9 protein-coding genes and 3 pseudogenes are annotated in these 14,803 nt (G+C 63.9%); 7 read left to right on the top strand and 5 right to left on the bottom strand.

The window, feature by feature from the left end; genetic code table 11:
• Positions 1-28 precede the first annotated feature (28 nt).
• The 4 genes and pseudogenes from LOY53_RS09980 to LOY53_RS09965 all read right to left on the bottom strand — a co-directional run.
• The gene (locus LOY53_RS09980; RefSeq protein WP_258703942.1) at positions 29-2,506 is read right to left on the bottom strand and encodes a TonB-dependent siderophore receptor; all 2,478 of its coding nucleotides are present in this window, start codon (positions 2,504-2,506) and stop codon (positions 29-31) included.
• A gap of 326 nt (positions 2,507-2,832) precedes the next feature.
• On the bottom strand, positions 2,833-3,780 hold the full coding sequence (locus LOY53_RS09975) for a FecR domain-containing protein (protein WP_258703941.1): 948 nt from the start codon (positions 3,778-3,780) through the stop codon (positions 2,833-2,835).
• A gap of 3 nt (positions 3,781-3,783) precedes the next feature.
• On the bottom strand, positions 3,784-4,293 hold the full coding sequence (locus LOY53_RS09970) for a sigma-70 family RNA polymerase sigma factor (RefSeq protein ID WP_252823554.1): 510 nt from the start codon (positions 4,291-4,293) through the stop codon (positions 3,784-3,786).
• Positions 4,294-4,417: 124 nt separating this feature from the next.
• Positions 4,418-4,639 (bottom strand): annotated as a pseudogene (locus tag LOY53_RS09965) (fumarate hydratase); the annotation flags it as partial.
• 30 nt (positions 4,640-4,669) lie between these two features.
• On the opposite strand from LOY53_RS09965, the pseudogene LOY53_RS26680 reads away from it, so the two are divergent.
• Positions 4,670-4,849 (top strand): annotated as a pseudogene (locus LOY53_RS26680) (fumarate hydratase); the annotation flags it as partial.
• A pseudogene (gene ttdB / locus LOY53_RS09955) lies at positions 4,836-5,372 on the top strand (L(+)-tartrate dehydratase subunit beta); the annotation flags it as partial. The pseudogenes LOY53_RS26680 and ttdB, both read left to right, overlap by 14 nt.
• A gap of 144 nt (positions 5,373-5,516) precedes the next feature.
• Here ttdB and LOY53_RS09950 read toward each other — a convergent pair.
• Positions 5,517-6,581 (bottom strand): sigma-54-dependent Fis family transcriptional regulator, encoded by a 1,065-nt coding sequence (locus LOY53_RS09950; RefSeq protein ID WP_099429798.1) that lies wholly within the window; start codon positions 6,579-6,581, stop codon positions 5,517-5,519.
• A 332-nt stretch (positions 6,582-6,913) separates the two neighbouring features.
• On the opposite strand from LOY53_RS09950, the gene LOY53_RS09945 reads away from it, so the two are divergent.
• From LOY53_RS09945 to LOY53_RS09925, 5 genes are all read left to right on the top strand, one after another.
• The gene (locus LOY53_RS09945) at positions 6,914-7,987 is read left to right on the top strand and encodes an ABC transporter substrate-binding protein (RefSeq protein WP_027593746.1); all 1,074 of its coding nucleotides are present in this window, start codon (positions 6,914-6,916) and stop codon (positions 7,985-7,987) included.
• A gap of 11 nt (positions 7,988-7,998) precedes the next feature.
• The gene (locus tag LOY53_RS09940) at positions 7,999-9,222 is read left to right on the top strand and encodes a lipase family protein (protein ID WP_252823551.1); all 1,224 of its coding nucleotides are present in this window, start codon (positions 7,999-8,001) and stop codon (positions 9,220-9,222) included.
• A 12-nt stretch (positions 9,223-9,234) separates the two neighbouring features.
• On the top strand, positions 9,235-10,434 hold the full coding sequence (locus LOY53_RS09935; RefSeq protein WP_099429800.1) for an LLM class flavin-dependent oxidoreductase: 1,200 nt from the start codon (positions 9,235-9,237) through the stop codon (positions 10,432-10,434).
• Positions 10,435-10,438: 4 nt separating this feature from the next.
• A complete protein-coding gene (locus LOY53_RS09930; RefSeq protein ID WP_258703940.1) occupies positions 10,439-11,992 on the top strand; it encodes an ABC transporter substrate-binding protein in 1,554 nt (517 codons plus the stop codon).
• 213 nt (positions 11,993-12,205) lie between these two features.
• Positions 12,206-14,782: a TonB-dependent siderophore receptor gene (locus LOY53_RS09925; RefSeq protein ID WP_258703939.1), complete on the top strand. Its 2,577-nt coding sequence runs from the start codon at positions 12,206-12,208 to the stop codon at positions 14,780-14,782.
• The last annotated feature ends 21 nt before the right edge of the window (positions 14,783-14,803 follow it).

Below are 14,803 nucleotides of genomic sequence, written 5' to 3'. Positions count from 1 at the left end.
GCGAACACCGGTCATAACTACCCCCCGATCACCAGTCGTAGGTCATCTCCACCGACGCCACGCGCTCCTGGCCGTAATAGCAACCGAACGCATAGTTGCAGTCCGACACATACTCGCGGTCGAAGATGTTCTGTACATTCAGGCTGGCCTGCAAACCACGCAGGCTCGCGTCAAATTTGCCCAGGTCGTAGCTGACGGTAGTGTCATACACCGCGTAGGCCGGCACGTCGAACGAGTTGGACGAATCACCCGGTTTGCGGCCGGTGTAGCGGGCACCTGCGCCGAAGGTGAGGCCGTTGAGCATGGCCTGGGTGAAGTGGTAATCCACCCACAGGGACGCCGATACCGGCGCCTGCGACTCGCTGCGGTTGCCTTGGTCGCCGTAGTTGCTCTTGGTGTAGAACGAGTCGATGTAGGTGGCTGCCGCCAGCACGTCGATGTTGTCGAGGGTGGACTTGAGCTCAAGTTCAACGCCACGCGAGCGCACCTCACCGTCCTGCGCCTGGTACTGGGGGTTGTCGTCGTCCTGAGTCAGCACGTTTTTCTGCTTGATCTGGAACACCGACGCGGTGAGCAAGGTGCCCTCGACCGGCTGGTACTTAACCCCCACTTCGTACTGCTCACCCTCGGTCGGCTCAAATGACTTGCCAGCGCTGTCGGTGCCCAGCGTCGGCAAGAACGACTGGGAATAGCTGACGTAAGGCGCCAGGCCAAACTCGGTGACGTAGGTCAGGCCGATACGGCCCGTGAACTTGTTGTCACGCTGTGAAGCGATGCTTTTGGCCAACAGGTCTTTGTTGTCGATTTCTGCCCAGTCCTGGCGGCCACCACCGGTCAGGATCCACTGGTCGAGCTTGATCTGGTCCTGCACATACACCCCAGTCTGGCGAACGGTATTGTCCCATTGGGTGTCCAGCACAGGGGTTACGCTGCTGGTGTCGTAGTTGTTCTTGCCGTAAAGGTCGACGGGCAACACGTTGTAGGCGTTATAGCCATCGTATTTGCGGGAGAAGTGGCGATAGTCCACGCCGGCCAGTGTGGTGTGCTGCAGCGCGCCGGTATTGAATTTGTACTCAAGATTGTTATCGAGGGTGTAGGCGATATTGTGCTGGCGCCAGTCGAGCTTGACCCGGTTGGCTCGGGTGTAATCCACCCACTCGTCGTCCGAAACGAAACTGCGCAGGTAGAAGCCTTTGTAGCGGTCACGCACATCGGTGTAGCGCGCTGTGGAACGTACCGCCAGGTCATCGCTGAAGCGGTGGCTGAAGTCGTAGCCGAAGATGTACTGGTTACGCTTGTAATCGTTGTAGTGCGAATCGCCCGAGAAGAAGTCGCGGTCGATGCGCTGGCCCGTCGGGCCACGCTTGAGCGAACCGATCATCGGCAGCGACTGGTAGTCGGCAAGGCCGTCGTCGCGCTGCACCTGTGCCAGCACCGTCAGGGCGGTGTCTTCGTTCGGCGCCCAGGTCAGGCTTGGCGCCAGCAGCAGGCGTTCGCTGTGGGTGTGCGCCACCTGCTCATTGCCTTTGTCGGCCACACCGACCAGGCGATAGGTGAACGCGCCCTGCTCATCCAATGGGCCGCTGGTGTCGAACGCACCGTTGACCCGGTTGTAACTGCCGGCACCCAGCTTTACCTGGTTGCGCTGCTCGCGGGTCGGGCGTTTGGAGACCATGTTGATCAGCCCGCCCGGCTGGTTTTGCCCGTAGAGCACCGACGATGGGCCCTTGAGCACCTCGATACGTTCCAGGGTATAGGGGTCGATCTGTGGCGCGCCGCCCAGGCTGCCCGCATACGGCAGGTACGCGCCATCCAGGTACAGCGGGGTTGGGGCGAAGCCGCGGCTGGTGATTTCGTCGGCAATGCTGTTGCGATCGGTGAAACCACCCGTTGCCAGCCCCGGCGTATAACGCAATGCCTGGGTCAGGTTGCGCGCGCCCTGGGCCTGTACCTGGTCGGCAGTGACGACGTTGATGGCCTGCGGGATTTCCAGAATGGGTGTATCGGTCTTGGTCCCTGTCGCGCTGCGGGTGGCGACGTAACCGGTTACCGGCCCGTAGGCCGACTCCACGGACGTGCCGGTGATGCTGGTACTGTCGAGTTGCAGCGTCGAGGCGTCGCCGACCATGGGCAACAGCGAATAGCTGCCATTGGCCTGGCGCAGCACCTGCAACTGGCTGCCTGCCAGCAACTGGCGCAGCCCGGCCTCGGCACTGTAGCGGCCATGCAAGCCTGGCGACTTCAACGACTGCACGTAGGACGGCTCGAACGACACGGTCACCCCCGCTGCTTCCGCGAACTGGGTGAGCGCGGCGCCCAACGGGCCGGCCGGGATGTCGAATGCGGCTTCGACACGGGTCTGCGCCATGGCTGGCGGGGCGATCATCGCCGCAGCCAGAGGCGCCGAAAGCACGATGCTGAACAGCGCGCGATTGACCGCCCGCGTCATTGGTTTTTTGGCACAGTTGATGAGGATAACGGGGTTGCGAGTGTCTGAAGGGAGCATGGGTATTCCTTTCGCCCTGCGGCAGTTTTTTACGGCGTCTGATGCGCCTCTACTTAACAAGTCGAATGAGAATTGAAATCGATAACCCCCCCCTGGGTAAAAGAGTGCTGCTTTTGGTTTTGATGTGAGGGGTGTATCGATCGCCGCGCGCGGCGCTTCGCAGCACAAGGCTGCTCCTACATTTTTTCGGGCCAATTATTCCTGCGCTCAGGCGCGACTGGCCCGAAACAACTGTAGGAGCAGCCTTGTGCTGCGAAGCGCCGCGCGCGCGGCGCTCGATCTCATAGGCGCTGAAAATGCTGAGCGAACACCTTCCCCCTAAGCCCTCAAACAGCCTCGACCCGCGTCCAGAATCGGCTGAACCGCCGAATGCGTACCGGCAAGGTGCGGGTGAGGTTGTCCAGGGCAGTATCGATATTGCCCAGCTGAAACGCGCCGGACAGGCGCAGCTCGCTCACGGCCGCGTCACACCCCAAATGGCCGGGCCGATAACGTTGCAGTTCGCTGACAACATCGGCAAGGCGCCAGTCGTCCACCACCAGCATGTCGCGGGTCCAGGCATCCGCCAGCGCTGTCGCGGGCTGCACCAGGCCGGCTCCATCCGCGCGAAAGATCAGCTGCTGACCGGCCTCGACACGCACGGCCGCCAGCGTGTGCGCCGTGCGTACCTCCACGGCATGTTCAAGCACGCAAACCCGACTGACGTCAGCGTCACAGCGGACAGTAAAACGCGTACCCAAGGCGCGAATGCTGCCTTGTTCGGTGTGCACGATGAACGCTCGGGCCTGCGCGTCGCGCGCGGTTTGCACAAGGATCTCCCCGCCCAACAGGTGCAAGGCGCGCCATTGGGCGGTGTAACGGATATCGACCGCAGTGGCGGTGTTCAACTGCAAGCGGCTGCCATCCTCCAGGCGCAGCGAACGGCGCTCGCCAACCCCTGTGCGTTGGTCGGCCATCAACCGCGCGATGCCCCCCTCGTGCCAGGCCAGCCCCCCTGCTCCACCCGCAGCCAGCACAATCGACATCACCTTGAGCACTTCGCGGCGCTTGGCCCTGGCACTGCTCAGGGTTGGCCGAGCGATGCCCGGTGCCACGTGCTCGAAGGTGCCCTGCAAGCGCGCCAGGCGCTCCCAGGCCTGCCGGTGAAGTGGATCGCTGAGCAACCAGCGCTGATGCGCGGCACGCGTACGTTCATCGGCATCGCAGCGCAACTCGACATACCAGTGCGCCGCGGCTTCGAGCACGTTCCGATCCAGTGGCGGGGCCCCGGCCACGGTTCAGTCCTCGGCCAGCATCAGGCAATGGGTCAGTGCCCGCACTGCGTGCTTCTTGACGGTGGTAACCGAAATGTCCAGGCGCCGCCCGATCTCGACATAACTCAAGCCATCCAGCTGGGCCATCAGGAAAATCTCCCGGGTGCGGGCGCCCAGGCCGTCGAGCAGGCGGTCGATTTCCATTAACGCTTCGATGATTAACGTGCGCGCCTCGGGCGAGACTTCGACCTGCTCGGGGCGGGCGGCAAGCGTTTCCAAGTAGGCCTGCTCAACAGCACGGCGGCGGAACATGTCGATCATCAGGCTGCGGGCGATGCTGGAGAGGTACGCCCGTGGCTCGCGCAGCTCGGCCGCCTTGCGCAGGGTCAGCACGCGTATGAATGTGTCCTGGGCCAGGTCCGCCGCATGCTCGACACACCCGAGCTTGTTGCGTAGCCAACCGCACAGCCAGGGATGGTGCTCCGCGTAGAGGGTATGCACGGTTTTTTGCAGGGAAGGGTCAGCGCAGGGCATGGGGTGAACCGGTCAGGACGTCTTTAATAATGACTCTCATTTAACCTGAGCCATCCAACGCTGTGCAACTCTTCATTCACGCGACATCATTCATGCCGCTACTGCCATGCCGCCAAGCTGTCTACTGAATGACCCCTGTGTCCTGACAACTGGGGCGGTCGAGCTTGTCGGCGTATTCCTGGTTGTCGGCCATCGAGTCATACACAGCGATGGCCAACGGGTTGGTTTCTGCGGCGCGCAGTTTTGCGGTTTTCTCCTTGACGTCTTTGGGCAGGCGCTTGCCGATATAGGCGGTGAACTTCGCCATCACGTCGGTGAGCGATGACACGGCTGATTCCTTATCCACGGTTTTTTCCTCACTGCATCACAAGGCTGATTGTCGAAAAAGGCGATCCTGCGCCCGGTCGATTCCAACCACCCGAACGAAAGCGCCGCCATGATGGAAAAGCTCCTGGAAGACGGCCTCAACGAAATCGGCATCGGCCCGCAGGGGCTGACCGGCAACAGCAGTGTCATGGGCGTGAACATCGAGTCTTCCGCGCGTCACCCCTCGACCGGTGACGTGCCGCGACGTCGCGCACCGTCGGTTGATCGAGCTCAAGCGAGAGTTGCCGGTCGACTTGCGCGGCGGTGCAATCTTCCACGCCGGGCCTATCGTGCGCAAAAAAGACGATGGCAGTTTCGAGATGGTGTCCATTGGCCCAACCACCAGCATGCGCATGGAGAAGTTCGAAAAGCAGTTCATCGAGCAAACCGGCGTCAAGCTGATCATTGGTAAAGGCGGCATGGGGCCCGAAACCACCACCGGCTGCCTGGAAAACAAAGCTGTGCATGCGGTGTTCCCAGGGGGCTGTGCGGTGCTGGCTGCAACGCAGGTAGAAGAGATCGAACGTGCCGAGTGGCAAGACCTGGGGATGCCTGAAACCCTGTGGGTCAACCGGGTACGGGCGTTCGGCCCGCTGATCATTTCCATCGACACCAAGGGCAATAACCTGTTCGAACAGAACAAGGCCCGCTTCAACGCGCGCAAAGGGGCGGTGATCGAGAAGATCAACAGCCAGGTTCGCTTTATCAAATAACCGGGCAAAATCGGGGCCGCTATGCGGCCCATCGCCGGCAAGCCGGGCTCCCACCTCGACTGCACAGACCTCAAGCCATGTGCAGTACCTGTGGGAGCCAGGCTTGCCGGCGATGGGCTGCGCAGCAGCCCCGATACAGGCACCTCATGCCTTCGACAATTCGCCAATCTTCTCCAGCCGCGCCCGCACGATGTTGCGGCTGATGTTCAACAACCGCCCGGTCTGCAGCTGGTTCCCGTGGCAATACCGATACGCCGCCCGGAACACCGTCTCCTCGATATGCTCATACAGGTTCGGCACGTTCTGCTCGAACAACGCCAACAGCGCGCTTTCAAGGTTAGGCGGCGCCGCGAGCGCGGCCGGGGCGTTGGCCTGCGTGGCATACACCTGGGCCGCACCTTGCGGTCTCATGTCCACCAGGTGCAGGTCTGCGGGCGCTACCACCTGGTAACGGCATACCAGCAAGGCATGGTGGATCGCGTTTTCCAACTCACGGATGTTGCCCGGCCAGCTGTGGGCCAGCAATTTGCGCTCGGCATCCGGGCTGAGCGACGCACGTTCATAACCCAGGCGCCGGCAATGCTCTTCGATGAAAAATTCGGCCAAGGGCAGGATGTCGCCGGGCCGCTCACGCAGCGGTGGCAGGCGGATGGTGGCGACGTGCAGGCGGTAGAACAGGTCTTCGCGAAAATGCCCCGCCACCACGGCGTCGGCTAGGTTGACGTTGGTCGCGGCCACCAGGCGCACGTTGATCGGGATCGGTGTACGCGAGCCCAGCCGCACGACTTCGCGCTCCTGCAGCACCCGCAGCAACTTCACCTGCATGTTCAGCGGCAAGTCACCAATCTCGTCGAGGAACAGCGTGCCGCCATTGGCCGCTTCGAACCAGCCGGCTTTGTTCGAGGTGGCTCCGGTGAACGCCCCTTTCTCATGGCCGAACAGTTCGCTTTCCACCAGGGTTTCGGCAAAGGCACCGCAGTTCACTGCCACGAACGGTTCGCGGCCACGGCGGCTCAGTTGATGGATGTGACGAGCGACAAGTTCTTTGCCGGTTCCGGTTTCGCCGATGATCAGGGTATTGGCCTCGCTGGGTGCCAGGCGCTCGATACGGCTGAGCAGCTCCTGGGAGCGAGGGTCCTTGAACACAAGCACGGTGGCACGTACCGACTTGGTCAGCTCTCGGGCATTAGGGTGGGTGATCAGCGACATGGGGGCATTCCTGGCAATTGACGCGCAGCCCCATAGTGCCCGAAACAAATTAGATCAAAAAATTATTAATTAATCTTTATATATTCCATTTTTGAATATTTGATGCTCCAGCAGCCGACTGCTGCTGGAGCAGCAACTCGCCAGCACTGCCCTGCGTGCCGATCAGCAGGCTGGGCTGCCCGCCGCGCCCCTCCCATGTGCTGAAGGCCACGCCGTTAAAGGCCTGCAGCCGCCTTTTCAAAGACTGGCATGCATTTCGCTCTTGGCCTGACAACGCCTGGTTCGCTGCAGCACGCGGCCCAGACCTGTTGAACCCTTGCCTGGAGCCGCATATGAACACACTCTGGCGTCATGGCCTGGCCCTGCTGGGCGGCCTGTTACTCAGCCTGACCACATTGGCCGCCGAGCCACCGGCAGCGGTGCGCATCGCCATCGTTGCCTTCACCCAAGGCGGCGCGCCGGTCTTCGGGGGCATCCCGGGGCGGGTGATCGAAGACGGCTGGCTTGAACAGCAGTTGGCCGCCCGCGGCGTGAAGCTGCAATGGACCGCCCTGCCCCACGCCGGCGCTGGGCCACAAATCAACGAAGGCTTCAGCAACGACAGCCTGGACTTCGCCGTACGCGGCGACCTGCCCTCGGTCATCGCTGGCGCCGGCCAAGTGCCCGGCAAGCTGATCGTGCCGGGTGGCAGCGGCAACAACATTTACCTGGTGGTGCCCAGCGGCTCAGCGGTGCGCAGCATCCAGGACCTCAAAGGCAAGCGCCTGGCCCTGCACCGCGGGCGGCCTTGGGAATTTGCCTTCAGCAACTTCCTGGAAAGCCAGGGCCTCAAGCTGACCGACTTCAAGATCGCCAACCTCAACCCGCAGGTCGGTGCCGCCGCCGTGTCGGCCGGCAAGGTCGATGCCGCCGTGCTGCTCAACGAAGCCTACGCCCTGGAAGACAAAGGCGTGGCGCGGATCCTCTGGTCGACCAAGCAAGGCGCCAACGACTGGCGGCTGGTGTCCGACCTGTGGGGCACCGACCGCTTCGTGCAGCAGCACGCCGACCTCACGCAGCTGGTGGCCACGGCCTGGGTGCGCGCGGCCTGGTGGATCTCCCAAGCGCAGAACCGCGACGCCTATTACGCGCTGTCGTCCCGCGCCGGGGTGGCCGAAAGCGTGCTGCGCCGCGATGACCAGGACGACCCGGTGGCCTGGAAAGCGCGCTGGGCGCCAAAAAGCGATGCCCAGCTCAAAGCCCACTACGACGCCCTGGGCCACTACGCCCTGGCCAACCGCCTGATACGCACGCCCTATGACATCAGCAGCGACCTGGCCACGGGCTTCACCCGCCAGGCGCTGATCGACCTGCAGCTCACCCACTATTGGCCGTCCCTGGACGCTCAAATCAGCCAACAACCTTGAGAACACCTTCCATGAAATTGCCTGTTTCCATCGTTTTCGGCCTCAGCGCCCTGGCCTTTTCCATTGGCGCCCTGGCCGCCGACACCTACGCCCCCAAACCCGACCCGCAACAAGGCGACGGCCGCGTTTCGAGTTTCTACACCTGGTCCAAGGCAATCCCTGCTACTCCCGGCAAACTGCTGCGCAGCGAACCGCTGGACTCAGCGCTGAGCTTGCCCAACGCCGCCAGTGCCCAGCGCATCCTCTACACCTCGCTGGACGGCATCGATGGCAAGACGCCAATCGTGGTCTCTGGCGCGCTGTTCATTCCCAAGGGCCCGGCACCCGCCGGTGGCTGGCCGGTCGCCAGTTGGGGCCACGGCACCGTCGGTGTGGCGGATATCTGCGCACCGTCCTGGGCCGGGCGTTCCTACCGGGATGTGCAGTACTTGAACCGCTGGCTCGAAGAGGGCTATGCCATCGTCGCCACCGACTACCAAGGCCTGGGTGTACCCGGTGGCCACCCGCTGCTGAACAACCGCATGGCCGCCTATGGCATTCTCGATGCCGCCAAGGCCGTGGTCGCCGGCGTGCCGGGGCTGGCCGACAAGGTCCTGATCATCGGCCAGTCCCAGGGTGGCGCCGGTGCCTTCGCAGCCGGTGCCTATGCCGCGACCTATGCACCCAAACTGGGGGTCAAGGGCAGCATCGGCACCGGCGTGATCTACACCGTGGGCTCGAAAAACGTCGGTGAACAAGATCAGAACAAGGTCGACCCGGCCCTGGCCTACGGCTTCTATACCTTGCTCGCCGCACAGCAGTACGACCCGAGCATCGACCCACGCGACTTCTACACCGACAAGGCCCTGCCGCTGTTCGAGCAGGCGCGCACCAGTTGCCTGTCGGCACTGGTCAGTGATGTGGTCGGCACCGGCCTGACCCCCGCCAACGCCAAGAAGGACTACCAGGGCGACCAGCTCAAACCGTGGCTGGCCCAAGTGTCGTACCCCACCCTCAAACTGGCCCAGCCGATCTTCATCGGCACCGGCGCCGAGGACAAGACCCCTGCCGCCGCGACCCAGGTTGCACTGATGCAGGATGCCTGCAAGGCCGGCTCGGTGGTGCAGGGCCACCTGTACAAAGGCCTGGGCCATAGCGAAACGGTCAACGCCTCGCTCAAGGACTCGATCCCCTTCGCCCGCCAGGTCATCAGCGGCCAGCCGGTCACGCCCATCTGCAGCCCCAGCGTCCAGTAAGGAGGCCACCCCATGAGCATCGAATTCTTCACCCGCCTGCCACTGCATGGCGAAACCCAGTACCTGCCTGGCGACCCGCGCAACCGCGGCGACTGGCACGCAGGTGGCGATAGCAGCGGTGCGGTGTCCGGGTTCGCGGTAGGTGATCACTTCACCTACATCGATTACCTCGGGCAAATCGCCCGCGCTGCAGAAATCAACGGCTTCGGTGGCGCGCTGATGGTCAATGCGCCCACCGGCGAAGAGCCGTGGACCGTGTGCTCGCTGCTGGCACGGGAAACCCGCACGCTCAAGTTCGTCACCGCGTTCCAGCCCTATCACTACACGCCCTGGGTAGCCGTGCAACAGGCCGCAACCTACCAGCGCGCCACCGGCAACCGGCTGGTATGGAACATCATCAACGGCGGCTCCGACGCCCTCCAGCGCCAGGTCGGCGACTTCGAGGGCCACGACGAACGTTACGCCCGCGCCACCGAGTTCATGGACGTGGTACGCGGCTACTGGCATAACGAGCAATTCCACTACGAGGGCACCTATTACCGCGCCGAGGGCGGCGGGCTGCGCGGGCCGCTGAAAAAAGCCGAGCTGCCGCTGATCTGCACCGCCGGTTCTTCGCTGGCCGCGCGCGAGTTTGCCGCCAAGCATGCGGACTTCTACCTGATGCGTGCCGAACACCCGGACGAAATCGCTGCGCTGATCGCCGACATCCGCGCCCGCGCCTTGAAGTGGGGGCGTACCGACATTCGCTTCGGCCTGTCCATCGACGTGATTGCCCGCGAGACCGAAGAGGCCGCGCGGGCCGAGGCCAAACGTTTCTTCGACGAAGGCGTGGCCAAGGGCACGGTCAAGGCCCGCGCCGCCCATGCTGGCCTGCGCACCGCACGCAAGCTGAGCTACGAGCACGGCTACAGCGACAAGGACGAGCAGCAGGCTTTCGACGATTTCTTCATCCACCCCAACGTGTGGACCGGCTTCGGCTATATCGGCATCCCGCCAGGCTGCGCGCTGGTGGGCAGCTATGCCAACGTGGTGGCGCGCATTCGCGAGTACCACGGCATCGGCATCGACCTGTTCTTCCTTGCCGGCTACCCGCACCTGGAAGAAGCCTACCGCCTCGGCGAGCACATCCTGCCGCACTTCCGTGGCCAGCGCGCCGCCCTCGCCCGCCCGGCGCCCACCCCCGTGCAACTGCACGCCAGCAACGGAGGCTGACGCCATGGCCTGGGACGGTTACCCATTGAGCCGGCGCGCCTTCATTGGCCATGCCGGCGTACTGGCCGGTGGGCTGCTGGCCGGCTGCGGCCCAAGCGACAGCCGCGGCGACGCGGTTGCCGACCAGCCACGCCATGGCGGGCGCCTGCGTCTTGGCATCATCGATGGCAACCAAAGCGGCAACCTCGACGCCCATAAACCGGTCGGCAGCAGCATCGTCCGCGGCTTTGCCCTGTACAGCAAGCTGTGGGAGTGGGACGAGCAGATGCAGCCGCGCCTGGCCCTGGCCGAGTTCGCCGAGCCCAACGCCGACGCCAGCGGCTGGACGTTGCGGCTCAAGCCTGGGCTGGAGTTTCACCACGGCAAGACCATCGACGCCGACGACCTGATCTTCTCCATCAGGCGCCTGACCGACCCGCAGCTGGCCTCGCCCTATGCGGCGCTGCTGCACTGGGTCGACCGCGACAACCTGGTCAAGCTCGACGATCGCACCGTGCGCCTGGCTTTTCGCGAAGGCCGCAGCTACCTGCCGTTGCCCGAGACGTGGGTCAACTTCGGCGGCATCGTACCGGTGGACTACCACCCGGTCACCAACCCGGTCGGTGCCGGCCCTTACAAACTCAAAAGTTTCACCCCGGGCCAACGCTCGCTGTTCACCCGTTTCGACAATTACTACAAGCCCGGCAAGCCGTATGCCGATGAACTGGAGATCATCGACTTCAAAGACCAGACCGGCCGCCTGGCGGCCTTGCGCGCCGGGCAGATCGACATGGCCAACGTCATGTCCACCGAGCACCTGCAAGTGCTGCAAGCCGACCCACGCCTGCGCCTGCTGAAGTCGGTGAGTGGCAACTGGTTGTCGTTCGACATGAACACCACCAAAGCGCCCTTTGACGACCCGCGGGTGCGTGAAGCGTTTCGCCTGCTGGCAGACCGAGAAGACTTGGTGCGCCGGGCACTCAATGGCCAGGGCCGGGTGGCCAACGACCTGTACGCCCCTTTCGACCCCACCTTCGACCACAGCCTGGGGCCACGGCCGCATGACCCACAACGGGCGGCGCAATTGCTCAAGGACGCGGGCCGCGAAGGCCTGCAGGTGGAACTGGTCACGACCCCAGGGCCTGGGCTTGCCTCAGCCCTGGTGCTGGCCGAACAGGCACGGCGCATCGGCGTGACGATCACGGTGCGCCAGGTCGACCTGGCGACGTTCCAGGGGCCGCAGCGCGACGACTGGACGTTGAGCACTGGGGGCAGCATCGGTGCGCCGTTTCTGGCCAGCGCCATCCATACCGACGCGCCCTTCGCCGTGGCCAACAAGACCCATTTCCACGACCCGGCATTCAGCGAGGCCTTCCTCGCTGCAATGGCCCAGCCGGACCTTGAAAAACGCAAAGCCCTGGTGCACCGCGCCCAACGCATCCAGTACGAACGCGGCGGCATGCTGATCTGGGGCTTTGCCGACTTGCTCGACAGTGTCAGCACACGGGTCGGTGGGGCGCAGGCGGAGCAGTCGCTGTTCAGTACCTGGCGGTTCGAGAGCCTGTGGCTCAAGCGCTAAACGCTGGGCCAGCACAATCTTCTGTGGGAGCGGGCTTGCCCCGCGAAGCAGGTACCCCGAGTGGATGGCACGGGCTTCGCCCATGTTCGCGGGGCAAGCCCGCTCCCACAAGGGGCGCATAGCGCCCCCGGCAGTCGCCATAGGCACCCAATAACCGCAGGCGCGGCTGCGCCCTCGCTTTTCCCATTCCCGAACAGAACGAGGCTCAGCCCCATGCTCCGCGTTGCCCTGCTGCACCCGACATTCCAGCCCAGCGCCCTGGCACTGGCCATCCTGGCCGCCAGCGTACCGCTGGCCTACGCCGAGGACACCCAACTGCAAACCGTCACCGTCCAAGCCGAACAGGCTGACGACGACGCGCTGCCCACACGCCCACCGGCCTCGATCTACGGCGGCCTGGAAAGCAAAGTCCTCGACACCCCACGCTCGGTCACCCAGATCAACGCCGAGCAATTGGCCCGCGACCCGATCCAGAGCTCGGACGACCTGGTCAAGTACGCCCCCGGCATCACCCGAGGCGGCGGCCAGAACGCCGGCATCGCCCCGCAAATGCGCGGGCAAAGCTCCGAGGTGTTCCAGGATGGCCAACGCGCCTACGGCGTACGCCACCCCGCCAACTTCAACGCCTACGAAGGCGCCGACGTCGTCGCCGGGCCTTCGTCGGTCACCTACGGCTCGGTCAGCGGCAGCGGCGGCTACATCAACTACCTAAGCAAAAAGCCCGACTTCAACCGCTTCCGCACCCGCCTGAGTGGCGAAATCGGCAGCTGGATCCCCGACGGCGAATCACGCGATGCCACCCAATTCAGCGTCGACAACACCGGCCCCCTCAGTGACAGCCTGGCCTACCGGGTCAGCATCACCCGCCAGCGCCAGGAAACCTTCTACGACAACGTCGACAACAACTTCGACGCGTTCTACGGCGCCCTCGCCTGGCGCAACGATAACCTGCGGGTGGACTGGAACGCCGCCTACGACGACTACTACGACTACAACATCACCCACGGCTGGAACCGCGCCACCCAGGACTTGGTCGACCACGGCAGGTACAACGCCGGGCGCGCCACGCCGATCATCCAGAACGGCAACAGCCTGTGGTCGCCGGTGCTGTCATCGGGTGCCAGCGATGCCCAGGTACTCGGCTGGGTGCAGCGCCAGCGCAACGCGCAGGGCCAGTACCAGGTGGTCGATGGCAGCTTCCAGGGCGCCTCACCCAATACCCAGGCCAGCCCAGGCAGCTTGCGCGGCTGGGTGTACGACCCGTCGCTGGCAGGCAATGGCCAGACCTCGCTGTCGTCACAGACCGGCCAGCGCGCGCAGGACCAGAACCGCTCGCGGCGCTTCACCACACAACTGCGCGTCGAGGGCGACCTGACCCCGTCGATCACCCTGGCCAACAGCACTTTCTACCAGCACTCCACCGACACCACCGACGCGGTGGGCGCGTTCCAGGTGCAGGGCAAGGACGACATCTTCGACAACCGCTTCGAGTTCCGCGCCCGTGGCCAATGGCAGCTGGGCGGCCTGACGCTGGTCGACGACAGCAACACCGGGCTGATCTACCGCCGCGAGACCAACGAGTCGATCGCCGCCAACAACAATTTTGGCTCCACCATCAACGCCTACGACCTCACCCTCGACCCGACGCTGAAAAACCCTGGCGACCTGCTTGGCCTGAGTGGGCGCAACCCCGCCGGTGGCAACGGAGCCTGGATCGGCCAGCCCGGCGTGCCACAGTTGTCCAATTACTATGGCTGGCTCAACCTGCCCGCCATGTACCCGGCAGGGCACGGTTTGTACGCTGAATCGGTGGCGCCCTACACCGCCGACAGCACCTGCACCACCCAAACCCTGTTCAGCCAGCACAACCTGCGCCTGGGCGAGCGCGTGGGGCTGAACGTGGGGGCCAGCCGCAGCTGGATCGATGCCCGTATCGAAAACCCCTTCGTGCTCGCGGGCGGCAACCCGCGCAAGGACTCGGACAATTACCGGTTGTTCTCGGTACAGGTCAGCCCCTATTTCAAACCCACCGACAACAGCACCCTGTACTACACCTTCGACCGATCCCTCGCCGTCAACACCGGGTTCTTCACCAATGGTTTGGGCTGGGGCAGTGGCGCCGGGGCCAACCAGCTCAACCCGCTGGCGTTCGAGAGCCTTAGCGTGCTGCACGAAGTGGGGCTGAAGGTCGAGGCCATGCCCGACCAGTTGTTCTTCACCTTGGCCGCCTACAAGCAGGCGCGCGACCAGTCGCCAGACAGCAACAACAACATCGCCCGGTTGATCGTCAAAGGCTGGGAAGCAACCCTGCGCTACCAGGACCCGCACCTGCGCGGCGGCCTCAACCTCAGCCGCATCAGTGCCTACAACGAGTTCACCAGCCAGGCCGGGTTCGCCTCCGCAGGGTTCATCCCCGACAACGGCACCGTGTTCGGCGATAACAACAGCCTCAACCAGCGCCCGTCCGGCAAGTTCGATGCGGTGCAGATTCCTGAATACAACGCCGGCGGCTATGTCGATTACCGCTTCGATTCCGGGTTCGGGGTGGAGCTCTCTGGCTGGTGGACCAGCAGCTGGTACCTGAACCTGAGCAAGACGGTGAAGGTGCCCGACGAATACAACATCGACCTTGCCGCGTATTACCGCCAGCCGCAGTGGGGCGTGACGCTGCGCATGCTCAACGTCACCGACGAACTGAATTTCGTCAGTGGCCTGGCCGGCTCGACCAACACCTTCCTGCAACCCATGCCTGGGCGCACCTTACTGGCCCAGGTCGATTACCAGTTCTGACCCTTCCTCAACGTAAAAGGC

Origin of the sequence: Pseudomonas sp. B21-031, from assembly GCF_024748985.1 — a bacterium.
In the GTDB taxonomy this organism is placed as follows: domain Bacteria; phylum Pseudomonadota; class Gammaproteobacteria; order Pseudomonadales; family Pseudomonadaceae; genus Aquipseudomonas; species Aquipseudomonas kermanshahensis.
This window is presented reverse-complemented; position numbering and strand designations above follow the sequence as displayed.